Raw genomic sequence first — 23,256 nt, 5'->3', positions numbered from 1 at the left:
CGGGAATTCGGGTATCCGAACGCCATGAACTCCGACGAAGAAGAGCGCCGCCCGGGTGATACCGGTATGTCCGAAGAAGACGAATCCGCCGAGCCCCGCACCCTGGACCGGGGTCTGGCTCCGCCCTCGGTGGTTCCCGAGGTCACGTCGACCGAGCCGCTCGACCGAGGGCTCGCACCGCCCGACGAAGGCCCGGTCGAGTAGGCGGACAGCTACCGCCGCTGGGCCAGCAGGACGTCCCGAGTCAGTTCGAGGTGCCCGCGGTGCTGGGCGAGCTCTTCGTAGACGTGCAGCAGCGCCATGCCCTGGTTCGCGCCGATCGGGGTGTCGCGGTACTTCGGCGGGGCTTCCCGGCGGCACGGGTCCGGCGGGACGGCCGCCGCCACGTCGGCCGCGAACCGGGCGCGGACGGCGTCCAGCCGCTCGAGCAGATCGGAAACCGGGCCGGTGGCGGTGAACTCCGCCGCGCGGTCGCGCGGTACCTCACGGCCGCCGACGATCTGGCCGCCCCAGAAGGACACCACGCCGAGGCAGTGGTTGACGATCCCGTACGGCGAGTTGGCGCCCGGCAGGTCCGGGCGCCGGTTGGCCAGGTCGTCGCCGAGCCCGGTGAGCACGGCGGCCATGCCGTCCAGCGCGCGGTCGACGAAGTGCAGGTACCCCTCCGCGGTGATCACGCGGGCGAGCGTACCGCCGGGCCGTCCAGCACCTCGGCGACAGCGGCCTCGACGACGGCGAGGTCCTGCTCCCCGGTGCCGCCGCTGGCGCCGATCCCGCCGGTGACCACCCCGTCCTCGACGATCGGCAGCCCGCCCTTGCCGAGCATCACGCGGCCGCCGGTGGCCACGCTGATCGACGTCGTGAACTGGACCCGGCCGTCGAAGACCGCGGCGACCTCGGCCGACGGGCGCCCGAACGCCGCGGCGGTGTAGGCCTTCCCGATCGCCACCTCCGTCAGCGGGAACGGGGTGCCGTCTGCGCGGGCGAACGCCACGAGCGAGCCGCCGCTGTCCACCACGGCGATCGCCATCGGCACCGGCGCTTCCGCGCGGGCCGCCCGCACCAGCGCGAGGGCGGTTTCCAGGTTCACTCCGGTCATGACGCACTCCTCGTGAGGCCGCCGTCGACGTAGGTGGTCGTGCCCGTCACGTACGAGGCCCGCGGCGAGGCCAGGAACGCGGCGACGTCGGCGAACTCCCGGACGGTTCCCCAGCGCCCCAGCGGAATCTCCGTGGCGAGGTGCGGCGGTACGCCGTCCGGGTACACGACGTCCCGGCGCGGGGTGGCGATGCGCCCCGGCGCCAGGGTGTTGACGGTGATCCCGTCCGGTCCCAGCTCGGCCGCCAGCGTCTTCAGGTACCCGTGGATCCCCGGCCGGACCGCGTTGGACGCGGCCATCAGCGGGGTGGGCTCCCGGACCCCGTTCGTCGTGATCGCCAGGATCCGCCCGCTCGTGCTCCGGCGCAGGTGCTCGACGCTCGCCCGGACCAGGCGGACGAGCGGCAGCAGCACCAGTTCGGCGGCCTCGGCCACCAGCTCGGCCGTCAAGCCGGCCGCGCTCACCGGAGGCGGCCCGCCGCTGTTCCACAGCACGATGTCCAGCCCGCCGAACCGTTCCACGGTTTCCGCGACCACGCGCGCGGGTTCGTCCGGCCGGCTCAGGTCGGCCGGGACCGCGTGCGCGCCGAGCCTCGCGGCGTGCCCGGCCAGGACGTCCTCGCGTCTCGCGGTCATGACGAGGTTGGCGCCTTCCGCCGCCAGGACCTCCGCGACGCCCAGGCCCATTCCGGACGACGAGCCGCCGACGAGGGCGGTCTTGCCCTTCAGCTCCAGGTCCACGGCGTTCCTCCTTCGTCCCGCTCCCTCATGCGGGCGAAGGTATCTTCGGGACGTCGGTATCTTCAACGAAACCAGGAGGAACCGGGCATGGGCACCGCTCACGACCTGCTCGCCGCCCGGTGCCCGAGCCGGGACGTGCTCAACCGCGTCGGGGCGCGCTGGGTGCCGACCGTGCTCAACGCCCTGGACGCGGGCCCGATGCGGTTCACCGAGCTCAAGAAGGTCGTCGAGGGCGTGACCGCCAAGGCGCTGACCGAGACGCTGCGCGCCCTGGAGTACGACGGGATCGTCGACCGGGCCGAGACCCTCGCGGTGACCCCGCCGAAGGTGGACTACTCGCTGACGCCGCTCGGACGCTCGCTGTTCGAGGCGCTGTCCCCGGTGCGGGACTGGGCCGAGCAGCACGTCGGCGACATCGCCGAGGCGCGTCACCGGTATTCGCAGGCTCACCTTCGGTAATCCGTGGTCGTGGCGGCGGATCGCGGCCACCATAGGGCGGCATGGCGTTCACCGAACCACCTGATCCCGGCCACGCGCGCACCCTGGCCGAGCTCATCACCGGCCTGCGGCTGCTCAAGGCGTGGGCGGGCGGCCCGTCGTACGCGCAGATCGCCGACGGGGTGAACCGGCTCTGGACGGCGGCCGGGCGCCCGCCCGCCGAGCGGACCGCCCGCACGACCGTCGCCGACTGCTTCAACACCGGCCGCGCGCGGCCCAACACCGATCTGCTGCTGGCCGTCGTCGAGGTGCTGCACCCGGACCCGGGTTACGTCGCGCACTGGCAGGACATGCTGCGGGTGGTCCGCAGCCGCGCGGAGGCGGCGACGTTCGTGCAGGCGCAGCTCGGCCTGCCCGAAGCGATCCCGCACTTCACCGGGCGCCGGGCGGAGCTCGCGCGGCTGTGCGCGGTGCTCGGCGGCGCCGCGGGCGGGCAGGCGTCGGCGATCGCGGGCATGGCCGGGGTCGGCAAGACCGGGCTGGCCGTGCACGCCGGCCACGAGCTGCTGCGCGCCGGCCGGTTCGACAACGCGCTCTTCGTGAACCTGCGCGGGTTCCACCCCGATCCCGGGCAGCCGCCGGTGGACCCGGCCGCGGTGCTCGACTCCTTCCTGCGGCTGCTCGGGGTGCCCGGGCACGCCGTGCCCGCCGACCTGCCGGGCAAGGAGCGGGTGTACCGGGAGCGCTCGGCCGGGCGGCGCCTGCTGGTCGTCCTCGACAACGCGCACAGCGAGGACCAGGTCCGGCCGCTGCTGCCGGACGAGCGGGGCGGGCCGGTGCTCGTCACCAGCCGGCTGGAGCTGCCCGGTGCGGCGCAGCTGCGGCTGGACGTGCTGAGCCCGGACGAGGCGCTGGCCTACCTGCGGCGGACCGTCGGCTCGGAGCGCGTCGACCAGGAGCCCGGCGTGGCCCGGCGGATCACCGCCGAGCTCGGCCGGCTGCCGCTCACACTGAACCTCGCCGCGTTGCGGATGACCGCGCCCGCGCACCGGTCGTGGCTGCTGGCCGACCACCTGGAGCGGCTCGAACAGCGGCGCGCGCACCTGCGCTTGGACGACGCCGTGGACGCGTCGATCAGCCTGTCCTACGACCACCTCGGCGAGCCGGAGCGGCGAGCCCTGCGGCTGCTCGCGCTGCACCCGGGCGCGGACCTGGACGTGCACGGCATCGCCGCGCTCACCGGCACCGGCCTGGAGGAGGCGACCCGGACCGCGGACCGGCTCGTCGCGGCGAGCCTGGTGCGGCGCCGCGAAGCGGACCGGTTCGAGCTGCACGACCTCATCCGCGCGTTCGGGATGGCACGGGCCGAGGACGAGGACGTCTCGTCGGGCCGGCGGGCCGCGCTGGCGCGGCTGCTCGACTACTACGCGTTCGCGTCCGCCACCGCGATGGACCACTACGCGCCGCGCGTGCGGGACCACCGGCCGCAGGTGCCCGACCCGGGACTGCCGATCCCGCCGTTGACCGACCGCGCGTCGGCGGCGGCGTGGCTGGAGGCCGAACGGGCCAACCTGGTCAGCGCCGGGCTCCACGGGGTGGCGTCGGGGCATGCGGGACTGCTGTCGCGGATCCTGTTCCGGTACCTGCAGACCGGCGGTTACATCCGGGAGGCGCTGGCGCTGCACACGAGCGCGATGGAGTCGGCGGACCCCGTCGCCCGCGGGCACGCGCTGGTGAGCCTGGGCGCCACCCACAGCCAGGTCGGCCGCTACGACGTCGCGACGCGGTTCGCCGAACAGGCCCTGGACTGCTTCCGCGGCGCCGAAGACCGTTCCGGCGAGTGCCGGGCGCTCGGCACGCTGGGCGCGATCGCCTCGTGGAACGCGGACTTCGCGCGGTCGGCGGGTTTCCTGCGGGGAGCGCTGAGCCTGGCCCGCGAGATCGGCGCCCGGGCGGGCGAACGCACCGCGCTCACCAACCTCGGTTACGTCTACGGCCGGCTGGGCCGCTACGCGGAGGCGCTGGAGAGCCACACGAAGGCGCTGGCCATCGACCAGCAGACCGGCGACCTGAGCGACATGGGCCGCACGCTGCTCAACATCGGCGACACGCACCTGCGCACCGGCCGCCATGAGGAGGCGTGCGGCTTCTTCCACCGCGCGACGGCCATCGCCGAGCAGGCGGCCGACCGCGACCTGCACCTGGAAGCGCTGCTGTGCCTCGCGGACGTCTCCCTGGAACTCGGCCGCACCGGTCACGCCCGCACCGCGCACGAGTCCGCCGTCGCGCTGGCGGCGGACCTCGGCATCCTGCACCAGGCGGCCCGCGCGCACCTAGGCCTGGCCCGAGCCCTGACGGCAATGGGCGACCCGGCGCGGGCAAGGCACCACTGGCTGACGGCCCGCGAGCACCACCGCGAGCTGGGCCTCCCGGACCCGGAGGAAATCACCGCGGCCGCCGGCCACTCGGTCACAGCCGGCGGCTGACCCCGCGACGCCAACCGACCACCACGCCCTCGCCTCGCCCAGTCCCACACACAAGCCCGCCCTCGCCAGACGACACCCGTACCCGGCCGGACGACACACGTACCCGGCCGGACGACACGCGTACCTGGCCGGACGACTCGCGTACCGGCCTGGACGACTCGCGTACTTGGTTGGACGACTCGCGTGCCTGGCCGGACGACACGCGTACCTGGCCGGACGACACGCGGGAACCTCGGCCGGGTCGTTGTGTCGTCCACCTGGGTACGCGTGTCGTCCGTCGAGGTACGCGTGTCGTCCGCCGGGGTACCGGGTGTGGGCTGATCGGGGTGGCCGGGCGTCGGTGGTGACCACGGCGGCCCTCGATCGTCGCGTGTCGACCCTCTGATCACGTGTGATTGAAGGGTCGACACGGTGGCGTCCGGGTTCGTCCGGGATTGCTGCCCTTGGGGGGCCGGGGCGGCGATGCTCGCGGCCGGTGCGGGACGGCGAAAGCCGCTCCGCGCCGGACATCCACCGTCGAAGGGAGACACCATGCGGCGACTCGTTGACCGCGTGCTCGACCGGATCGTGCCCAACGCCCAGGCCTCCGCCTGTGCGGGCGGCTACTTCTGCAACAGCGCGGGCCACCCCGGGTACTGGTACCGGTTCTGCTGCCCGCAGACCGGCTGCGAATGGTCCAAGGTTCGCAGCACCTGCTGACCGGTCCCGGACGCGCCGGGCGGGGCCCGCGGCGAGCGGGCGCCGCCCGGCGAGGGAAGGAGTGACATGGAGTACCTCCGTACGGCCGGTGCGGCGCTGATCGCCGTGGTGTTCGCCGTCTCGTCGGTGTCGAAGCTCCGGGACTTCCGCGGGTTCGCGCGGTCGGTGCCCGCGCTGGTGCCGATGCCCGCGTACGCGGTCCGGCCGGTGTCGGTGGCCGTCGTGGGCGCCGAAGCGGGCGCCGCGGTGCTCGTGGTCGTGCCGGCCACCGCCACCGCGGGCTTTGTCCTCGCTTCGGTGCTGCTGCTGGCTTTCGCCGCCGCCATCGGCACGGCGCTGCGTCGCGGGCGGCCGGCGGCGTGCCGGTGCTTCGGCGCGGCCGACACCCCGGTCGGCCCGCGGCACCTGGCCCGCAACGCCCTGCTGCTCTGCTTCGCCGTCCTCGGTGCACTCGCGCCGGGGTCCCTGCCCACCGTCGCCGGGGCCGCCGTCGCGGTCGCGGCGGGCGGGGCGGTGGCCGTCCTCGTCATCGCGATGGACGACATCGCCGTCGTGTTCGCAAGGAGTTCCTGATGCTCTACGTCGTCGCCGCGCTGGTGCTGCTCGGCCTGGTGTGCCTGCTGAACCTGCTCCTGACCGTCGGGATCCTGCGCCGGATGCGGGCCCAGGCCTCGGCGACGTCCCTCTTCACGCTGCGGCCCGGTTCGGCCGTCGGCGAGTTCGCCGCCACCACGACCGAAGGCGAGCCCGTCACGGACGCGACGCTGGACGGCACGGTCGCGTTCTTCTCCGCCGACTGCCCGGCCTGCCACGACACCCTCCCGGACTTCCTCGCCTACGCCCGCGAACAGGGCCGCGACCGCGTCCTGGCCGTCGTCGGCGGGGACGACCCCGGCACCGTGCGCGCGCTCGCCGAGGTCGCGCGGGTGGTGCCGGCGGAGCTCGACGGCGGCCCGGTCGCCGCCGCGTTCCGCAACACCTGGACGCCCGCGCTGTACGTCGTGGCCGGCGGGCGGGTGGTCGCGACCGCGGGCCGGGTGCACGAGCTGACCGTGCCCGCCGGGCGGTGACGGTGCGCGAGGCGGACCGGCGGATCGGCGCGGGCCAGGTGCGGGCGGCGGGCGCGGCCGCCGCCGGGCTCCTGTGGCGGTCCGGCCCGGCGCGGCTGACCGGGCTGCTGGTGATGACGGCGGCCGCGGCCACCGCGCCGATCGCCACCGCCTGGCTGACGAAGCTCGTCCTCGACCGGCTCGTCTCGCGCACCGGTGCGGTCGGCGGCCTCGCCGTGGCGCTGGCGTTCGCCGGGCTCGCCGTCGCCGCGCTGCCCGTGGTGGCCCACTTCGTCCGGGCGCAGATCGGCCGCGCGGCGAGCACCGTGGCCACCGACGGGCTGTTCGCCGCGCTGGGCCGCCAGGTGGGGTTGCGCACTTTCGAAAACCCCGCTTACCAGGACCGGTTGCGGCTAGCCCAGGAGAGCTGCGGCCGGATGCCGGAGATCGTCGACGGCGTCGGCGGCACACTCAGCGGAACCCTTTCCCTGGTCGGCTTCCTCGGTTCGCTGTTCGTGCTGAGCCCGGCGATGACGGGCGTCGTGCTGGCCGCCGCGATCCCCGCGCTGCTCGCCGAGCTCCTGCTGGCCCGGCGCCGCGCCGCGGTGGAATGGCGCGTGGAGCGGTTCGCCCGGCGCGAGTTCTTCTACAGCCAGCTGCTCACCGGCATTCCCGCCGCGACCGAGATCCGGCTGTTCGGCATCGGGGCGTTCCTGCGCGCCCGGCTGATGGACGAGCGCCGCAGCGCCAACGACGCCCAGCGCCGGATGGACGAACGCGAGCTGCGGACCATGGGCGGCCTGACGGCGCTGAGCGCGGCGGTCGCCGGCGCCGGGCTGTGGTGGGCGATCACGTCGGCGCGCGACGGGTCGCTGAGCGCCGGTGACGTCTCGATGTTCGTGGCCGCCGTCGCCGGGGTGCAGGCCGCGCTGGGCACGCTGGCGTCGTCGATCGCCAACGGCCAGGCCCGGCTGCTGTCGTTCGCGCACTACGTCGCCGTGGTCCGCGCGGAACCCGATCTGCCGAGCGGTTCCGGTGACGCCGCACCCGCGTTGCGGCAGGGGCTCGAGCTGCGCGACGTGTGGTTCCGCTACAGCGACGACCACCCGTGGGTGCTGCGCGGGGTGGACCTCACGATCCCGCACGGCGCGGCGGTCGCCCTCGTCGGCCTCAACGGCGCGGGCAAGAGCACGCTCGTGAAGCTGCTGTGCCGCATGTACGACCCGACGCGCGGGCGGATCCTCTGGGACGGCGTGGACCTGCGCGACATCCCGCCCGCGTCGCTGCGCGAGCGGATCAGCGCCGTGTTCCAGGACCACATGAACTACGACATGACCGCGGCCGAGAACATCGGGCTCGGCGAGCTGGCCGCGATGGACGACCGCGCCCGGCTGGTGGACGCCGCGACGCGGGCGGGCGCGCACGACCGGATCGCCGCGCTGCCACGGGGTTACGACACGCCGCTGACCCGGATCTTCGAGATCGGCGAGGACACCTCGACCGGCGTGGTGCTCTCCGGCGGCCAGTGGCAGCGCCTGGCGCTGGCCCGCTCGCTCGTCCGGGAGGGACGCGACCTGATGATCCTCGACGAGCCGAGCTCCGGTCTCGACCCCGAAGCCGAACACGAGGTGCACGCGCGCATCCGCGAGCACCGGCACGGCCGCACGAGCCTGCTCATCTCGCACCGGCTGAGCGCGGTGCGCGACGCCGACCGCATCGCCGTGCTCGAAGACGGCCGGGTCAGCGAGCTGGGCACGCACGACAGCCTGCTCGCCGACGGCCGCGGTTACGCCCGCCTGTTCCGCCTGCAGGCCGACGGTTACCAGGCCGTGCCGTGAAAGTGCTGGTGCTCCTCGGGCTGCTGGCGGCGGGCAGCGCCGTCGCCGCCCGACGCGGGCTGATCCTGACCACAGTGGACGGTGAGTCCATGGCCCCGGAACTGGCGTCCGGCGACCGGGTCCTGGTGCGCCGGACCCGCCGCCCCCGGCGCGGCCAGGTGGCGCTGCTGCGCTACCCGCGGTTGCCGAGCGGCGCGCCGACGGGGGAGCAGCTGCTGCTCAAGCGCGTCGTGGCGGTGGCGGGCGACCGCGTCCCGGCGGACTGGGGCGATCCGGACGTCCACGGCCTCGCCGGCGCGGTGGTGCCGCCCGGCTGCGCCGTCGTCCTGGGCGACAACCGGCCGACCAGCTGGGACTCGCGGCACTACGGCTTCGTGCCGCGGGAGCGGCTGGTCGGCGTGGTGCTGCGGCACGCGTCCCGGCCGTGACGGAAGCGCTTGACTCTCAAGCCGCTTGAGACCCCATAGTGGCGTGTGTGACCGACCTCTACCCCATCGGCGACGCCGCCCGCCGCGCCGGCCTGAGCGTCAGCGCGATCAGGTTCTACGCGGACGAGGGCATCGTGGCGCCCACCGCCCTGACCGAGGGCGGCTACCGGCAGTACGACGTGCACGCCATCGCCCGGCTCGAGCTCGTGCGGACCCTGCGCGACCTGGGCGCCGGCCTGGACGAGATCCGCCGCGTGCTGGCCGCGGAGACCACGCTGCAGGACCTGGCCGTCACGCACCTGCGGCTGGTCGAGGACCGGCTGCGGCAGTTCCGGGCCCGCCGCGCCGTGCTGCGGGTCATCGTCCGGCAGCACACCACCACGGAGCAGGTGAGCCTGATGCACAAGCTCGTCTCGATGTCCGACGACGACCGCGAGCGGCTGATCACCGGGTTCTGGGCCTTCGTGACCGACGGCCTGGACGTCCACCCCGCCTACGTCGAGCAGCTGGGCAAGCGGCGGCCGATCCTGCCCGAGGAGCCGACCGGCGAGCAGCTCGAGGCGTGGATCGAACTCGCCGAAATGGTGCGGGACGAGGATTTCCGCACGTCGTTGCGTGACTTCCTGCACCGCACGTTCCACACCGAAAAGGGCAGGCTGATGGCCACGCCGGAGATGCTGGCCCGCGCCGAGCGCCGGGCGGTGCTGTTCAAGGAGGCGGAGGCGGCGCAGCGGGCCGGGGTGCCCGCGGACTCCCCGCAGGCCCGGGACATCGCCGAGCGGATGGTCGCCGACACGGCCGAGTTCGCCGCCGCCATGACCGGGACGCACGACGCCGCCAAGGCCCGGCGCAGCATGGTCGAGGTCGACCACGACCGGGCGGCACAGGTGCGGGGCAGGATGCCCGGGCTGACCCTGCTGACCAGGTACAACGCCCTGGTGGCGACGATCAACGGCACGCCCGTCCCGGACCCGGGCCGCGCGGCGGTGGTCCAGGACTGGCTGGCCGCCGCACTGCGGCAGGACCCCGCCTGACGCTCGCCGCGCTAGCGTGACCGGCATGGACATCACCATTCACACGACCGTCCTCCCGCACGACGACCCCGACGCGTCGCTGGCGTTCTACCGCGACGTCCTCGGCTTCGAGGTCCGCAGCGACGTCGGGAAGGGCACGATGCGCTGGATCGCCGTCGGCCCGCCCGGGCAGCCCGGGACGTCCATCCTCCTGGCGCCCCCGGCCGCCGACCCCGGCGTCACCGAGGACGAGCGCCGCACCATCGCCGAGATGATGGCGAAGGGCACCTACGGCTGGATCATGCTCGCCACCCCCGACCTCGACGTCACCTTCGACAAGGTGCAGGCCGCGGGCGCCGAGGTCGTCCAGGAGCCGATCGAGCAGCCCTACGGCGTCCGCGACAGCGCGTTCCGCGATCCCGCCGGCAACCTGGTCCGCATCCAGGAAGTGCGCTGAGCGGAAAAGTTCTTCGAAAAACTTTCCGCGGCCCTGTCGGATCGGGCCGGGGGCCTTCGTAGCAGGGGTGAGGCCGCCCGCACGGGGCGGCGCCGAGGCGAAGGAACCGACCATGAAGCTGACGACCGTGACCCAGATGACCCTCGACGGCGTGACCCAGGGCAACGGCGGTGCGTCGGAGGAGGACCGCCGCAACGGGTTCGAGCGCGGTGGCTGGGCCCCCGGGGCGGGCGACGACGACACCCGGGCCTTCATCGCGCAGACCTACCAGCGCGCCGACGCGTTCCTGTTCGGACGGCGGACCTACGACCTGTTCGCCGGTTCCTGGGGCTCGGTCGAGCAGATGCGCACCCACCCGATCGGCGTGGCGCTGAACACGGCCCCCAAGTACGTCGCCTCGACCACGCTCACCGAACCGGGCTGGGACGGCACGACCGTGCTGTCCGGCGACCTCGCGGGCGCCGTCGCGGACCTCAAGGCCAAGCCCGGGGGCGAGCTGCAGGTGCACGGCAGCAGCGTCCTGACCCGGTGGCTGCTGGCGCACGGCCTGGTCGACGAGATGATCCTGATCGTCGTCCCGGTGATCCTCGGCCAGGGCGCGCGGCTGTTCCCGGACGCCGGCCCGGACCTCGCGCTCGACCTGGTCGAGTCGCGAGTGGACTCGAAGGGCGTCACGATCCAGGTGTTCCGGCCGGCCGGGCGCCCGAAGTACGCGGGAAACTGACGCAACCACCGGCCACAGGAGAGGACTTTCGCATGCAGTACCTGGTTTCCGTGATCGACGACAAGGACAACCCCGGCCGCACGGACCGGCAGCCCGCCATCGGCGAGTTCAACGACCGGCTGATCGCCGACGGCCACTGGGTCTTCGCGGGCGGGCTGGCGGACACCACCACGGCCACGGTCGTCGACAACCGCGGCGGGGACGCCGTGGTCACCGACGGGCCCTTCCTCGAGTCCAAGGAGTACCTCGCCGGGGTCTGGGTGTGGGAGGCCCCCGACCTGGACGTGGCGCTCGAGCTCGCCACCGAGGCGTCGAAGGTCTGCGACCGCAAGATCGAGGTCCGGCCGTTCCAGTGAGCGAAGTCGAGGAGGCGATCACCCACGTCCACCGCGAGGAGTGGGCCCGGGTGGTCGCCGCGCTGGCCCGGCGTTTCGGTGATCTCGACGTCGCGGAGGAGGCGGCCGCCGAGGCGTTCGCGACCGCCGTCGAGCGGTGGCCCGCCGACGGCGTGCCCCCCAACCCCGGCGCCTGGCTGACCACCACCGCCACCCGCAAGGCCATCGACCGGATCCGGCGCGAGAACAAGCGCGACGACAAGCACCAGGAGGCTCGGATGGTCCACGACGACGACCCGCCCGAGCCCCTCGGCGTCATCGACGACGACCGGCTCCGGCTGATCTTCACCTGCTGTCACCCGGCGCTGGCGACGGAATCCCGCCTGGCGCTGACGCTGCGCCTGGTCGGTGGCCTGACCATGCCCGAGATCGCCCGCGCGTTCCTGGTCGCCGAAAGCACCATGGGGCAGCGGATCACCCGCGCGAAGGCGAAGATCAAGGCGGCGGGCATCCCGTACCGCGTGCCGTCCGCCGAGGACCTCCCGGCGCGCGTCTCCGGCGTGCTCGCCGTCCTGTTCCTCGTGTTCAACGAGGGCTACCTGGCCACCGGCCCCGACACCGACCCGGTGCGGCACGAGCTGACCGCCGAGGCGATCCGGCTCACCCGGCTGCTCCGCGCCCTCCTGCCGGCCGACGGCGAGGTGGCCGGGCTGCTGGCCCTGATACTGCTCACCGAGGCCCGCCGCCCCGCCCGCGTCTCGGCAGGCGGCGAGCTGGTCACCCTCGACGAGCAGGACCGCGGGGCCTGGGACCCGGCGCTGATCGCCGAAGGGCACCGGCTGGTGCGCGAGCGCCTGGCCGCCGGGGAGGCCCCCGGGCGCTACCAGATCCTCGCCGCGATCAACGCCGTGCACACCTCCGCCCGCGACATCCGCGACACCGACTGGTCGCAGGTCGTGGCCCTTTACGACCAGCTCGTCCGCGTCGACCCCTCGCCGGTCGTCGCCCTCAACCGGGCCATCGCGGTCGCCGAGCTCGACGGCCCGGACGTGGCGCTGGCCGCCGTCGACCGGCTCGAGGACGAGCTGTCCGGCTACCACGCCTACCACGCGACCCGCGCCGATCTCCTGCGCCGGCTGGGCCGGAGCAGTCAATCGCGCGCGGCCTACGACCGGGCCATCGAGCTGGCCGGCAACACCGCCGAGACCGCCGCCCTGACCCGCCGCCGCGACCAGCTCGCGCCGGACGCCGTCACCTGACAGGGTGGGCCGATGCTGAAGCAGGTGGCCGACGGCGTTTGGGTCCGGCAGAGCGAGTGGGTCTGGAGCAACGCCGTCGTGGTGCGCGGGGAAGCCGGGTTGATCGTGGTCGATCCCGGCATCAGCGGGGACGACCTGGGCGAGCTGGCCGACGACGTGGACCGGCTCGGGGAGCCGGTGGTGGCCGGGTTCTCCACCCATCCGCACTGGGACCACCTGCTCTGGCACTCCGGGTTCGGTGACGTGCCGCGGTACGCCACCGCCGCCAACGCCCAGGTCGCCGCGGAAGCCCGCGAGCGGGCGCAGGCGATGGCGGAACAGACCGCGCCGGGCATCCCGCTCGAGCTGATCGGCCTGCTCACGCCGCTGCCCGCGGACGGGGGGCCGATCCCGGGCGAGATCCTCGAGCACGACGCGCACGCCGTCGGCCACGCCGCGATCCTGCTCGCGGACCGCGGCGTGCTGCTGGCCGGCGACATGCTTTCCGACGTGCTGATCCCGTTGCTCGACGCCCGCCGTCCCGGTCAGGTGGACGCCTACGAGGCGGCTCTCGACCGGTTGGAGGTTGCGCTGCGGCAGGCCGACGTCGTGGTGCCGGGCCACGGCGCCGTCGCCGTGGGACCCGAGGTGGCGGCCCGGCTGGCCGCCGATCGCGCGTACCTCGACGCTGTGCGGCGGGGTGTGGAACCGGTGGACGTGCGACTGGAGCAGGAGTGGCTTTCCGTTCCGCACCAGGCGAATCTGGCGCAGGCCCGGGAAGGGTCTTAAGCGGCCGCCAGGTCCCGGAGCCGCGGTTCGCCGATCATCGTGAGCATGTCCGTGTGCTCCGGGCGCCAGCCGAGTTCGGTGCGGGAGCGTGGTGCGCGGCCGCGGCTGGACGCGCCGAGGACGAGCGCGCCGAACTCGCCCCACACGGTGGCCGCCTCCTCCGGCGTGAGGCTGCGCGTCGGGCACCCGGCGTCGCGCGCGACGGCCTCGGCGATCCACCGGTTCGGCGTTTCCCCGGCGACGGCGTGGTAGAGCGCACCGGCCGTCCCGTTGGCCAGCACCGACGCGAAGAGCCGGGCGACGTCGGCGATGTGCACGTGGGAGTAGGTGTTGAGACCCTCGCCGACGTAACACGCGGCGCCGGTGCGGGCGACCGACCGGTAGATCATCGAGACGTGGCCGTGGTCGCCGGGACCCCAGATCAGGCCCGGCCGGACGACCATCGCGCGTACCTCCCGCCCGGCCGCGGCGCGGACCGCCTCCTCGGCGGCGAGCCGGCCGGCGGCCAGCGGCTCCACGGTGAACGGGTCGTCTTCGGCGAAGCAGTCTTCGCTCCACGCCCCGGCGGTGCGCTGGAGGTGGACACCGCTGCCGGAGGTGAACACGAACGTCTTGCCGGTGCCCGCGAGCGCGTCGAGGAGTCCGGCCACCACCGCCTGTTCCACGTCGGGGGCCGGCTGCGCGGCGAAGACCACGGCGTCGGCCTGGGCCGTGGCGGCCACCGCGGTGTCCAGGTCGCCCCGCAGGACGCGGATTCCTTGCGCTGTAAGGATTCTGGCCGCGTCGTCGGAGCGGGCCAGGCCGGTGACGAGGTGGCCTTCCGCGCCGAGGTGGCGGGCGACGGCGCCGCCGACGAACCCGGTGGCGCCGATGACCAGGACCCTCACGAGGTCCCGTCCAGGTAGCCGCGCAGCGTGCGCACGAACCACTCCGGGGCTTCCTCGGCGACGAAGTGGCCGGTGGGGGCGACGAGCCCGGTGAGGTTCCGGACGTGGGGGCGCAGTGCCTCGGTGGTCTGCTCGCCGACGGAGTCCCGCCCGCCGATGGAGAGCACCGGCACGGTCACCTGGCCTTCGGCCAGCGCCGCGCGGTTCTCCCGGCCGTCCTCGAGCAGGGTGCGGTAGTGCCCGAAGCCGCCGCGGAGGTGGTCGCGCCCGCTGTAAGCGTCGGCGTAGTAGGCGAGTTCCTCCTCGGTGAACTTCGAAGTGGTGCGCAGGGCGGTGAACGTCGTGGTGAAGAACTCGAGTTCGTGGCCGTCGAACAGCATCTCCGGGATCTGCGGGGCCATGAAGAGGCCGAAGTGCCACGAGCCGCCGGTGACGACGTTCATCGACGCCTCCAGGTCGACGCCCGGGAGGAAGGCGTCGAGCAGCACGACCGCGGCGACGTCTTCGGGCCGGTGCAGCGCCCAGGCGAAGGCGATCATGCTGCCGATGTCGTGCCCGACGACCACGGCGGGGCCGCTCAGCCCGAGCGCGGCGACGAGGCCGCGCATGTCGTCGGCCTGGTTGGCCTTCGTGTAACCGCCGTCCGGACGCTCGCTGGCGCCGGTGCCGCGCAGGTCGGGCACGAGCACGGTGTGGTGCTCGGCGAGGGCGGGCATGACCTGGGCCCACGCGCGGCCCGTCTGGGGCCAGCCGTGCAGCAGGACCAACAGCGGTCCGCGGCCGCCGACCGCGGCGGAGAGGCGGACGCCGTTGGTGTCCGCGGTGCGGATCTCGAAGCCGGCCGGCAGCCAGGTGCTGGGTACGGACATGGTTCTCCTTGTCGTGGTGGGGTTTCAGGCGGGCAGCGCGCTGGGTTCCCCGCCGTTGGCGAGGATCACGGTGCCGTTGATGTAGCTGCTGTCGGCGTCGACGAGGAACCGGACGACGCGGGCGATCTCGTCGGGCTCCCCGATCCGGTCGCGGAGGGTGGCCCGGCCGAGCACCTCGACGTTGTCGCCGAGCATCGCGGTGGTGCCCGCGGTGCGGACGGGCCCGGGGGAGACGCCGTTGACGCGGACGCCGCGCGCGCCGAATTCGGTGGCCCAGGAGCGGGTCAGCAGTTCGACGGCGGCTTTCGAGGCGCCGTAGGCGGAACCGATCGGCGCGGGGGACGTCGCGGCCGTCGAGGTGATGTTGACGATGGTGCCGTGCCCGCGTTCGGCCATCCCGGGCGCCAGCGCGCCGACGAGCAGGAACGGGGCGCGGGTGTTGACGGCGAACTGCCGGTCGAAGCTTTCGGCGGTCGTCTCGGCGGTGCCGGTGAAGGCGTAGATCCCGGCGTTGTTCACCAGGATGTCCACCGCACCCGCCTCTTCGGCCAGGGCCAGGACCTCGGCGGGGTCCGTCAGGTCCGCCGTCACGAACCGCGCCGTGCCGCCCTCCTCGGTGATCTCCTTCACGAGCTGGGCGCCGCGTTCGGGATCGCGGCCGTGGACGACGAGAGCGACGCCGCTCGCCGCCAGGTGCCGGGCGACGGCGCGGCCGATGCCCGCGGTCGCGCCGGTCACCAGGGCGGTGCGCTGGGTCGTGGTCATGGGGCTGCCTCACTTTCTGGGTTGTCCTGTCCAAAAAGTAGCCGCGGAAAGTGGATTGCGCAACCCAGTCTTGCGGTAGGCTGAGGGGGTGACCGAGTCAGTGAAGCCGCGTCGCCTGACCCCGAAGGGGCTGGCCACCAGGAACCGGATCATCGACGCCGCGACCGCGCTCATCGCCCGGCACGGCGTGGCCGGCACGGGCATCGAGGACGTCCGGTCGGCCGCCGAGGTGAGCGGTTCGCAGCTATACCACTACTTCGACAGCAAGCAGGCGCTGATCCGGGCGGTGATCACCCGGCAGGCCGATTCGGCGCTCGGGCCCCGCATCGAGGCGCTGGACAGCTTCGAGGCGCTGCGCGCCTGGGCGGACGCCGCGATCGAGCGCCAGCTGGAGAACGACGGCCGCGGCGACTGCAGCCTCGGTTCCCTGGCGGGCGAGCTGAGCGCCAGCGACGAGGACTCCCGCACGGACCTCGCCAACGGGTTCCTGCGCTGGAAGGACCTGATCCTCAACGGTCTGCGGGCGATGCGCGACCGCGGCGAGCTACGCGAGGACGCCGAACTGGACGAGCTGGCGTTCGCGCTGCTGTCGGCCTTGCAGGGCGGGGTACTGCTGTCGCAGACCATGCGCCACGTCCAGCCGCTGGAAGCGTCGTTGAACGCGGCGTTGGCTTATATCCGGTCGTTCGCCGCGCCCGGCTCGGTCGCCTGAATTCCGCACGGGACGGCACGCCGGCAGGCTTCGCGCGATGGCCGGCCTGGTGGTGCCGGATCGCGGACGTGGTCTGGCGCTTGGGCGAGCTGAATTGCGGCGGCGCCAGGTCGGTGCGCATGAACCGACCCTGTGGTGCCGGATTCTGGAGGTTGCGCGGCGCCTTGGTGGGCTCCGGCGGGCTGGACAGCACCGACACGAGGTCGGTGAGCACGAACCGGCCGCGTGGTGCCGGATTCCAGTGTGGTGCGGCGCTTTCGTGGGCGCAGGTGAGCTGAACCGCACCGGCGCGAGGTCGGTCGGTCCGGTGGTGCCGGATCCCGGAGATGGCGCGGCGCCTCAGCGAGCTTCGGCGGGCCGAATCGCGTCGGCGTGCCGTGCCGGTCGGCGGGGTCAGTGGGGGCCGAGAGGGGTCCGGGTCAACGCGGTGTCTCCCGCGGTGACGCGCACCGACATGTCCGCCGCGGCCTTCACCGATCCGGACCTCAACCGGATCCTCACGGCGCAGTACGCCCTGTCCCGCCTCGGCGAGCCGGAGGACGTCGCCCAGGCGGTGCTGTTCTTCGCGAGCCCGGCCAGCTCCTTCGTCACCGGGCAGCTGCTGAGCGTCGACGGTGGCTGGGAGGCGGCCCTGGTGCACTGACGTCGCAGGAATGTCATGGCGGGGTCGTGACGTGGTGCCACTGTTCGCCGCGTACCCGGGCGGCTGAGATCGAGGGAGGGGTCCAGTCACGACAGGGAGGCACGAACATGGTCAAGGAGCTCGGGCGGCGCCTGCGGCTCGCCAGGGTCCGGCACGGGGACGGGAGCGCCCTTCCGGAATACCGTCCCTGGCAGCTCTTCTCCCGTTCGCTGTTCTTCCTCGATCTCACCGGTGATGCGGGAGACAGCCACGTGTACGCGGTCGACGTCCGGCACCTCGCCGAGGCGAAAAGCCGGAGTCAGCACGAAAAGGCCGCCGGGAAGAGCCCCGCCGCGCTCTACCGGGACGGTGTCCAGATCCACCGGTCGAACCTCCCGGCGGTGTTCCCGGTGCCCGGCGGGGTCGTCGAGGTCGCCACCAGCGCGTTCGGCCTGAAGCGGATGCGGTTCACCGCCGACGACGGGAGCGAGCGCACCCTGCGTCCGCACCCGCGTTCGCAGGAGGGGCTGCGGGCGCGGTTCGGGGAGCGGTTTCCCCGGACCAGCGCCGTCGTCGGCGCGGTGTCCCTCGTCGTCCTGCTGGCCGCGCTCGCCGTCAGCCTGCTCCACGGCGCGGAGGCCCTCACCCGGGTCCCCGTCGTCGCCGGGTACGTCGGCACGTTCACCTCGCCGATCCACCTGCCTGGGTGGGCGAAGGCCGCCATGGTCGCCGCCGGGGTCCTCGCCGCGGTCGAACGCGCGCTGCGGCTCCGGTACAACCGGCTGATCGACACCCTCTCGTCCTGAGTCATGTGACGGCCGTCACTGCCGAGGGTGTCGAGAACGGGGCGCCGGCTCCGTCCCAGGAGCATGAGCGGCCACAGCGGGTGGGCCGCGCGACGACAGGAGCAGTCATGACGATCCGCCGCATGGACCACACCGGCTTCGTGGTCGGGGACCTGCCGGCCGCCATCGCGTTCTTCGTCGAACTGGGCCTGGAGCTGGAGGGCGAGACCACGGTCGAGGGGGACTGGGCGGACCGGCTGATCGGGCTGGACGGCGTCAAGTCGGACATCGCCTTCCTGCGGACGCCGGACGGCCACGGGCGCGTGGAGCTGTCGGCGTTCCAGTCGCCCGTGACCACCGTGGCCGCGCCGAGGGCGCCGGTGAACGTGCCGGGCATCCCGCGTATCACGTTCGTCGTCGACGCCCTCGACGACGTCCTGGCCCGGCTGCGCCCCCACGGCGCCGAGCTGGTCGGCGAGGTGGCACGGTACGAGGACTACTGCCGGTACGCCTACGTCCGCGGCCCCGAGGGCGTCATCGTCGGCCTGGTCGAAGAACTCTCCTGAACGACTCCCACGGAAAGGACCGCCGCCATGGCCGTCGCCGATGACCTCGACCGCGCCAGCGACTCGACCTGGGACTGGGTCGCCGAGCAGACCCGCACCTACCTGGCCTCCGGCGGTACCGAGGGGCACGAGTCGAACGGCGTCTTCACTCTCATCCTCGCCACCACCGGCCGCCGGACCGGCGAGCCGCGCCGCACCTGCCTGATCTACGGCACCTCGGGGGACGAGTTCGTCGTCGTCGCCTCCAAGGCCGGCGCCGACGAGGACCCGGACTGGCTCGCGAACCTCCGGGCGGACCCGAGTGCCGGGGTCCAGGTCGGTCCCCGCCGGTTCACCGCCCGCGCCCGGGTCGCGTCCCCGGCCGAGCGCGAGACCCTCTGGCCGCGGATGGTGGAGATCTTCCCGCTGTACGACGAATACGCGCGGAAGACCGACCGCGTGATCCCGGTCGTCGTGCTGACTCCGCAGGACTGAGCGTCAGGGGAGCAGGACGATCCGGCCGGGTGCGTGCCCGTCCGCCAGCGCGCGCTGGGCTTCCGCGGCTTGCTCGAGCGGGAACGTCCGTGCGACCCGCACCTTGAGCATGCCCGCTTCCGCCAGCTCGGCGACCGTGCGCAGGTCGCCGGGGACGAGCCGGGCGAACACCGGCGTCACGCCGGGGACGTCGAACTCCGCGACCGACGCGACCCGGGTGCCGAGGTCCGGCGTCGCCGCCAGGGTGCCGCGGCCGGCGGTGTCCAGCACGGCGTCGACGCCGTCCGGGGCGAGTGCGCGGACGCGGCCCGCGAGACCCTCGCCGTAGCGGACCGGCTCCACGCCGAGGGAACGCAGGTAGGCGTGGTCGCCTCGGACGCCGTGCCGAGCACCCGGGCCCCGCGGCCGAGGGCGAGCTGCGCGGCGAGCGAGCCGACCCCTCCCGCGGCGGCGTGCACCAGCAGTGTCTCACCGGGTTTCGGCATGAGGGCGTTGATGGCCTGCAGTGCGGTCAGCCCGGCGAGCGGCAGTCCCGCGGCCTCGGCCCAGGGAAGGGCGCGGGGCTTGGGAACCAGGGTTCGGACGTCGGCGGCGACCAGCTCGGCGTAGGCGCCGTTGCGGTGTGCGACCTCGCCGCGGACGTAGCCGATCACCTCGTCGCCGGGGGCGAACTCGGGTGCCGCGGGCCCGGCGCGTTCGACGACCCCGGCGACGTCCCAGCCGGGCACGACGGGGAAGTAGGACTCGAGCATCCCGGCCAGCGCCCCCGACTGCACGCCGAGGTCGGCCGGGTTGAGCGCGGCGGCGCGCACCCGCACGAGCACGCCGTCGAGGTTCACCTTGGGCTCGGGCAGGTCGGCGACCGCCAGCACCTCGGGGCCGCCGAACCGGTGGTAGACAACGGCTTTCACGGCTGCGTCACCCGCATCGGCAGGTCGCCCAGCGCGTGGTGCCGGACGATCTTCCACTCGCCGTCGAGCCGACGCAGCTCGGTGTCGTAGTACCCGGACTCGACGGCCTGGATCGAGCGTTCGGGCGTGGTCCGGACCTCGAAGACGACGAACTGGGCGTTGAGGTGGGCGGTGTCGCCGTCGACGGTGATCAGGTGGTCGGCGGTGACGTGGTGGCTCGACCCGCCTTCGGGGTGCGGCGCCATGAAGTTCTCGACGGCGTAGCGGACGCCGGCGCCGCCGACCAGCGGCTCGCCGACCGGCTCGTACCGGTCGGGCCCGGCCTTCTCGAAGATCCGGACCTCGGCGTCGTCGGTGAACAGCGCGCCCTGGGCGGCGCCGTCCCGCCGGTCGGTGGCGCGGACGTAGCGGGCCAGGACTTCCTGGACCGCGCGTTCGTCGGACATGGGGTGACCTTTCGTGGGTGGGGCTGTTCCCCCAGCCAACCGCGCGACGACCGCCGGAACGATGCCGTTCCGGCCGCCGATCATTACCCTGGCGGTATGGATCGACTGGAGACGCGCGAGCTGGCCTACTTCGTGGCCGTCGCCGAGGAGCTGCACTTCGGGCGCGCGGCCGAGCGGCTCGGGATCGCGGCCCCGCCGCTGTCGCGGGCGATCGCGCGGCTGGAACGACGGCTGGACGTGCGGCTGTTCGACCGGACGAGCCGCCGCGTGTCGCTCACCGACGCCGGCCGTGTCTTCCTCGCGGACAGCCGGTCGGCGCTGGCGGCGGTCGACCGGGCGGCCCGGCGGGTGGGACGGTCCTCGCGGCTGACGGTCGCGGTGCGCTCGGGCACGGCCGCCGGTGTGCTGGCCGAGCTGGTCGACGCGCACCCGGTGGAGCTGCTGTTCACCACCGACCAGGTCGGCGCGGTCCGCGGCGGCGCCGCCGACGTCGCCCTGCTCTGCGCGAGCAACGACCTCGCCGGCTTCGTGACGACGGACGTCGCCGAAGAGCTGCCGGTGGCCCTGGTCCCGGTGTCGCACCCGCTCGCCGGCCGCACCACGGTCTCGATCGCCGACCTCCGCCGCGAGGACGCGTTCCGCCCGGAGTGCCCGCAGCTGCCCCTGGACGAGATCGTGGACCGCGTCGCGGTCGGCGAGCTGCTGGCGGTGGTGGGCCACGGCGCGGTGAGCCGGGCGGGCGACACCGTGGTGGGCGTCCCGGTGGCGGACTGCCCGCCGACGCGGGTGGTGCTCGCCCGCCTGGCCGGAACCCCGACCGCCGAGGTGAAGACGTTCGAGCGCACAGCAAAGGACCTCGCGGCCCGAAGGCTCGCCATGGCGGCGACTGCCTAGCCACGGCAGAGTCCATGCGCGGAAGACGAATGCGTCGTCACCCGCGGCGGCGCGGTGTCGCTCCGGAAGATGAGGTGTTCTCCTTGTTGCGCAACAGTTCCCGGCCGTCGGGACGTGCTTCGACGGCCGGGAACGCCACCGCAACTCAGCAGCGGGCTAGCGTCGTCCGCAGCAGGTTCGGGTCGGTCTGCGTGAGGTAGGCCGCGCTGAACACGTAGACTTCCTTGCCCCGCACCGCGATCGACGTCGGGTTCTGCAGGCCGTCCGTGGCGTCCAGCACCGTCGACGCCACTCCGTCCGCGCCGATCCGGACGACCTTGTTCGGGCTGTCGAGCGCGGCGAGGATCTCGTCGCCGCGGCCGGTGAACGTGAAGTCGTCGATGCCCGGGACGTCGGTGGCCTTGACCCGCGGGGTGCCCGCCCGGCCGTCCGGCAGGATCGGGATGCGGAGCACCGTGCCGCGGTCGAGGTTGGTCACCCAGAGCGCGCCGTCGTGGAGCTTGGCGCCGTTCGCGCCGAGGAAACCGGCCGGGGCCAGTTCCGCCGCGGTCGACCAGGATTTCGCCGTCCCACCAAGGAACGGAACCGTCCACACGGTACCGAGCACCGAATCGGTGACGTAGAAGCGGCGGCCGTCGAACGCCAGGCCGTTGGGCAACCCGTTGCCGGGTAAGGCCGCGATGCGCTGCGGTGTGCCGCCCGGCCGCAGCCGCCACAGGCCGGTCAGGTCGTCGGTGCCGGTCGCGTACAGGACGTACAGGCTGCCGTCGGACGTCCGGACGATGCCGGTCGTCAACGGGAACCCCAGTGCCGGAGCCCCGCCGCCACCAGGTGCGGGCAGCGTCGCCAGGATCCGCGTCCGGCCCGCGCGGTCCACGCGGGCCACCTGGCGCGCGCCGGCGAAGGTGACGTCGGCGGAACCGTCGGGTTCCAGGGCGACGTTCTCCGGCTGCTGCCCGGCGGCCAGGTCGAAGTGCACGACGTCGCGCGACGCGGCGGAAGCCGGAGTGGCGGCAAAAACGGTCGCCAGAACGGTGAGGGTCAAGAGGGTTTTCTTCATGGTTCCTTCGTTTTGTGGTGAACGGAAATTCAGTGCCGGACGGGTACGTCGGCCGTGAGGTCCCGGGCGAGTAGCAGCAACGCGTGCGCGGACGCCGAATCCGGCTCCGCCGTCGCGACCACGACCTTCTGTCCCGGCTCGGTGTGCAGCGTCTGCTGGGTCACCGTCATGGCCCCGACGACCGGATGGTGCATTTCGTGGACCCCGACGTCGCAGCCGCGGACGCGGTGGTCCGACCACAGCGCGGCGAACTCCGGGCTCTTCATGGAGAGTTCGCCGATCAGCGACGCCAGCAGCGGGTCGTCGGGGTGCTGCCCGGCCGTCAGGCGCAGGTTGCCGACGACGTCCCGGGCCTTCGCCGCCCAGCCCGGGTACAGCTCGCGGGTGTGCGCGTCGGTGAACACCAGCCGCGTCATGTTGGGGCGGGCGGCTTTGTCCTCCGGCGAGCCGAAGGCGAGGTGCCCGGCGTGCAGCGCGTGGCCCGTGCGGTTCCAGGCGAGGACGTCGCCGCGCCGGCCGAGCACGACCACCGGCACGTCCCCGAGCGCGGCCACCAGCTGCCGCGTCGCGGGCGACACCCGCTCGGGCGCCGGCCGGCGGCGTCCGGGCCCGCGGCGAGGGGCGGCCAGGTTGTGCAGGTGACGGCGTTCGTCGTCGTCCAGCCCGAGCGCCCCGGCGAGCGCGTCGAGCACCTCGGCCGACGCGTTGAGCGAGTAACCCTGTTCCAGCCGCGCGTAGTACGAGGCGCTGACGCCCGCCAGCTGCGCGAGCTCCTCGCGGCGCAGGCCCGGCACCCGCCGCCGGTCCCCGTGCGGGGTGAGCCCGGCGGCCTCGGGGCTCACCTGCGAGCGCCGGGTCCGCAGGAACTCACCGAGCTGCCGTCGTCCGTCCATGGCTCCAGTCTCGGCGCGCCGGACGTCCCCAGCCACACC

General features: G+C 73.7%; 31 protein-coding genes. 20 read left to right on the top strand and 11 right to left on the bottom strand.

Annotated elements, in window-relative coordinates; translation table 11 throughout:
- Positions 1 to 24: 24 nt before the first annotated feature.
- Positions 25 to 204: a hypothetical protein gene (locus VA596_RS30345; RefSeq protein WP_323331601.1), complete on the top strand. Its 180-nt coding sequence runs from the start codon at positions 25 to 27 to the stop codon at positions 202 to 204.
- An 8-nt stretch (positions 205 to 212) separates the two neighbouring features.
- Here VA596_RS30345 and VA596_RS30340 read toward each other — a convergent pair whose 3' ends face one another.
- Genes VA596_RS30340 through VA596_RS30330 form a run of 3 tightly spaced genes read right to left on the bottom strand, consistent with a single transcriptional unit; the run spans position 213 to position 1,839 of the window.
- Positions 213 to 677 carry a mycothiol transferase gene (locus VA596_RS30340; protein ID WP_323331600.1) on the bottom strand — a complete coding sequence of 155 codons (465 nt, stop codon included), beginning with the start codon at positions 675 to 677 and terminating at the stop codon, positions 213 to 215.
- Complete coding sequence (locus VA596_RS30335; RefSeq protein WP_323331599.1) at positions 674 to 1,099, bottom strand: GlcG/HbpS family heme-binding protein; 426 nt, start codon at positions 1,097 to 1,099, stop codon at positions 674 to 676. Before VA596_RS30335 ends, VA596_RS30340 begins: the two co-directional genes overlap by 4 nt.
- Positions 1,096 to 1,839 carry an SDR family oxidoreductase gene (locus VA596_RS30330; RefSeq protein ID WP_323331598.1) on the bottom strand — a complete coding sequence of 248 codons (744 nt, stop codon included), beginning with the start codon at positions 1,837 to 1,839 and terminating at the stop codon, positions 1,096 to 1,098. Before VA596_RS30330 ends, VA596_RS30335 begins: the two co-directional genes overlap by 4 nt.
- An 87-nt stretch (positions 1,840 to 1,926) precedes the next feature.
- On the opposite strand from VA596_RS30330, the gene VA596_RS30325 reads away from it, so the two are divergent.
- From VA596_RS30325 to VA596_RS30265, 13 genes are all read left to right on the top strand, one after another.
- Positions 1,927 to 2,298 carry a winged helix-turn-helix transcriptional regulator gene (locus tag VA596_RS30325; RefSeq protein WP_323331597.1) on the top strand — a complete coding sequence of 124 codons (372 nt, stop codon included), beginning with the start codon at positions 1,927 to 1,929 and terminating at the stop codon, positions 2,296 to 2,298.
- Between the two features lie 41 nt (positions 2,299 to 2,339).
- Complete coding sequence (locus tag VA596_RS30320; protein ID WP_323331596.1) at positions 2,340 to 4,763, top strand: tetratricopeptide repeat protein; 2,424 nt, start codon at positions 2,340 to 2,342, stop codon at positions 4,761 to 4,763.
- Positions 4,764 to 5,294: 531 nt separating this feature from the next.
- Positions 5,295 to 5,462: a hypothetical protein gene (locus tag VA596_RS30315; RefSeq protein WP_323331595.1), complete on the top strand. Its 168-nt coding sequence runs from the start codon at positions 5,295 to 5,297 to the stop codon at positions 5,460 to 5,462.
- 66 nt (positions 5,463 to 5,528) lie between these two features.
- A complete protein-coding gene (locus VA596_RS30310) occupies positions 5,529 to 6,035 on the top strand; it encodes a MauE/DoxX family redox-associated membrane protein (protein WP_323331594.1) in 507 nt (168 codons plus the stop codon).
- On the top strand, positions 6,035 to 6,532 hold the full coding sequence (locus VA596_RS30305) for a TlpA disulfide reductase family protein (protein ID WP_323331593.1): 498 nt from the start codon (positions 6,035 to 6,037) through the stop codon (positions 6,530 to 6,532). Before VA596_RS30310 ends, VA596_RS30305 begins: the two co-directional genes overlap by 1 nt.
- A complete protein-coding gene (locus tag VA596_RS30300) occupies positions 6,529 to 8,349 on the top strand; it encodes an ABC transporter ATP-binding protein (protein WP_323331592.1) in 1,821 nt (606 codons plus the stop codon). Before VA596_RS30305 ends, VA596_RS30300 begins: the two co-directional genes overlap by 4 nt.
- Positions 8,346 to 8,777: a S26 family signal peptidase gene (locus tag VA596_RS30295; RefSeq protein WP_323331591.1), complete on the top strand. Its 432-nt coding sequence runs from the start codon at positions 8,346 to 8,348 to the stop codon at positions 8,775 to 8,777. The genes VA596_RS30300 and VA596_RS30295 overlap by 4 nt, the downstream gene beginning before the upstream one ends.
- Positions 8,778 to 8,824: 47 nt before the next feature.
- Positions 8,825 to 9,811: a MerR family transcriptional regulator gene (locus VA596_RS30290; protein ID WP_323331590.1), complete on the top strand. Its 987-nt coding sequence runs from the start codon at positions 8,825 to 8,827 to the stop codon at positions 9,809 to 9,811.
- Between the two features lie 25 nt (positions 9,812 to 9,836).
- Positions 9,837 to 10,247, top strand: coding sequence for a VOC family protein (locus VA596_RS30285; protein ID WP_323331589.1), 411 nt, complete (start codon positions 9,837 to 9,839; stop codon positions 10,245 to 10,247).
- Positions 10,248 to 10,359: 112 nt separating this feature from the next.
- Positions 10,360 to 10,971: a dihydrofolate reductase family protein gene (locus tag VA596_RS30280; protein WP_323331588.1), complete on the top strand. Its 612-nt coding sequence runs from the start codon at positions 10,360 to 10,362 to the stop codon at positions 10,969 to 10,971.
- Positions 10,972 to 11,003: 32 nt separating this feature from the next.
- Positions 11,004 to 11,327: a YciI family protein gene (locus VA596_RS30275; RefSeq protein WP_323331587.1), complete on the top strand. Its 324-nt coding sequence runs from the start codon at positions 11,004 to 11,006 to the stop codon at positions 11,325 to 11,327.
- Positions 11,324 to 12,565 (top strand): RNA polymerase sigma factor, encoded by a 1,242-nt coding sequence (locus VA596_RS30270; RefSeq protein WP_323331586.1) that lies wholly within the window; start codon positions 11,324 to 11,326, stop codon positions 12,563 to 12,565. Before VA596_RS30275 ends, VA596_RS30270 begins: the two co-directional genes overlap by 4 nt.
- A 12-nt stretch (positions 12,566 to 12,577) precedes the next feature.
- Positions 12,578 to 13,333 (top strand): MBL fold metallo-hydrolase, encoded by a 756-nt coding sequence (locus tag VA596_RS30265; protein WP_323331585.1) that lies wholly within the window; start codon positions 12,578 to 12,580, stop codon positions 13,331 to 13,333.
- Here VA596_RS30265 and VA596_RS30260 read toward each other — a convergent pair.
- Genes VA596_RS30260 through VA596_RS30250 form a run of 3 tightly spaced genes read right to left on the bottom strand, consistent with a single transcriptional unit; the run spans position 13,330 to position 15,854 of the window.
- Positions 13,330 to 14,220 (bottom strand): NAD-dependent epimerase/dehydratase family protein, encoded by an 891-nt coding sequence (locus tag VA596_RS30260; RefSeq protein WP_323331584.1) that lies wholly within the window; start codon positions 14,218 to 14,220, stop codon positions 13,330 to 13,332. The genes VA596_RS30265 and VA596_RS30260 overlap by 4 nt on opposite strands.
- Positions 14,217 to 15,089, bottom strand: coding sequence for an alpha/beta fold hydrolase (locus VA596_RS30255; RefSeq protein ID WP_323331583.1), 873 nt, complete (start codon positions 15,087 to 15,089; stop codon positions 14,217 to 14,219). The genes VA596_RS30260 and VA596_RS30255 overlap by 4 nt, the downstream gene beginning before the upstream one ends.
- 24 nt (positions 15,090 to 15,113) lie before the next feature.
- Positions 15,114 to 15,854, bottom strand: coding sequence for an SDR family NAD(P)-dependent oxidoreductase (locus VA596_RS30250; protein WP_323331582.1), 741 nt, complete (start codon positions 15,852 to 15,854; stop codon positions 15,114 to 15,116).
- Between the two features lie 88 nt (positions 15,855 to 15,942).
- Between VA596_RS30250 and VA596_RS30245 the strand changes: the two genes are divergently transcribed.
- From VA596_RS30245 to VA596_RS30225, 5 genes are all read left to right on the top strand, one after another.
- Positions 15,943 to 16,566 (top strand): TetR/AcrR family transcriptional regulator, encoded by a 624-nt coding sequence (locus VA596_RS30245; protein ID WP_323331581.1) that lies wholly within the window; start codon positions 15,943 to 15,945, stop codon positions 16,564 to 16,566.
- 37 nt (positions 16,567 to 16,603) lie between these two features.
- On the top strand, positions 16,604 to 17,209 hold the full coding sequence (locus tag VA596_RS30240; protein WP_323331580.1) for an SDR family NAD(P)-dependent oxidoreductase: 606 nt from the start codon (positions 16,604 to 16,606) through the stop codon (positions 17,207 to 17,209).
- Positions 17,210 to 17,316: 107 nt separating this feature from the next.
- Entirely contained in the window at positions 17,317 to 17,994 is a 678-nt protein-coding gene (locus tag VA596_RS30235) for a hypothetical protein (RefSeq protein WP_323331579.1), read from the top strand.
- A 107-nt stretch (positions 17,995 to 18,101) separates the two neighbouring features.
- Positions 18,102 to 18,539, top strand: coding sequence for a VOC family protein (locus VA596_RS30230; RefSeq protein ID WP_323331578.1), 438 nt, complete (start codon positions 18,102 to 18,104; stop codon positions 18,537 to 18,539).
- 27 nt (positions 18,540 to 18,566) lie between these two features.
- Positions 18,567 to 19,013, top strand: coding sequence for a nitroreductase family deazaflavin-dependent oxidoreductase (locus VA596_RS30225; RefSeq protein ID WP_323331577.1), 447 nt, complete (start codon positions 18,567 to 18,569; stop codon positions 19,011 to 19,013).
- A 3-nt stretch (positions 19,014 to 19,016) separates the two neighbouring features.
- Here the strand turns inward: VA596_RS30225 and VA596_RS30220 are convergent, their stop codons facing one another.
- From VA596_RS30220 to VA596_RS30210, 3 genes are read right to left on the bottom strand one after another with little or no spacing between them, the layout of a single operon-like run.
- Positions 19,017 to 19,283, bottom strand: coding sequence for a zinc-binding dehydrogenase (locus VA596_RS30220; protein ID WP_323331576.1), 267 nt, complete (start codon positions 19,281 to 19,283; stop codon positions 19,017 to 19,019).
- Entirely contained in the window at positions 19,190 to 19,924 is a 735-nt protein-coding gene (locus tag VA596_RS30215) for an NADP-dependent oxidoreductase (RefSeq protein ID WP_323331575.1), read from the bottom strand. The genes VA596_RS30220 and VA596_RS30215 overlap by 94 nt, the downstream gene beginning before the upstream one ends.
- The gene (locus tag VA596_RS30210; protein ID WP_323331574.1) at positions 19,921 to 20,370 is read right to left on the bottom strand and encodes a nuclear transport factor 2 family protein; all 450 of its coding nucleotides are present in this window, start codon (positions 20,368 to 20,370) and stop codon (positions 19,921 to 19,923) included. The genes VA596_RS30215 and VA596_RS30210 overlap by 4 nt, the downstream gene beginning before the upstream one ends.
- Positions 20,371 to 20,466: 96 nt before the next feature.
- On the opposite strand from VA596_RS30210, the gene VA596_RS30205 reads away from it, so the two are divergent.
- Positions 20,467 to 21,264, top strand: coding sequence for a LysR family transcriptional regulator (locus tag VA596_RS30205; RefSeq protein WP_323331573.1), 798 nt, complete (start codon positions 20,467 to 20,469; stop codon positions 21,262 to 21,264).
- Positions 21,265 to 21,409: 145 nt separating this feature from the next.
- Here the strand turns inward: VA596_RS30205 and VA596_RS30200 are convergent, their stop codons facing one another.
- Together VA596_RS30200 and VA596_RS30195 are read right to left on the bottom strand one after the other, a co-directional pair.
- On the bottom strand, positions 21,410 to 22,324 hold the full coding sequence (locus VA596_RS30200) for a hypothetical protein (protein WP_323331572.1): 915 nt from the start codon (positions 22,322 to 22,324) through the stop codon (positions 21,410 to 21,412).
- Positions 22,325 to 22,353: 29 nt separating this feature from the next.
- Complete coding sequence (locus tag VA596_RS30195) at positions 22,354 to 23,217, bottom strand: helix-turn-helix domain-containing protein (RefSeq protein WP_323331571.1); 864 nt, start codon at positions 23,215 to 23,217, stop codon at positions 22,354 to 22,356.
- Between the last annotated feature and the right edge of the window lie 39 nt (positions 23,218 to 23,256).

Origin of the sequence: Amycolatopsis heterodermiae (assembly GCF_034929455.1) — a bacterium.
GTDB classification, from domain to species: Bacteria; Actinomycetota; Actinomycetes; order Mycobacteriales; family Pseudonocardiaceae; genus Amycolatopsis; species Amycolatopsis heterodermiae.
Note: the sequence above shows the minus strand (reverse complement) of the source record. Positions and strands in the feature narration are given on the sequence as shown.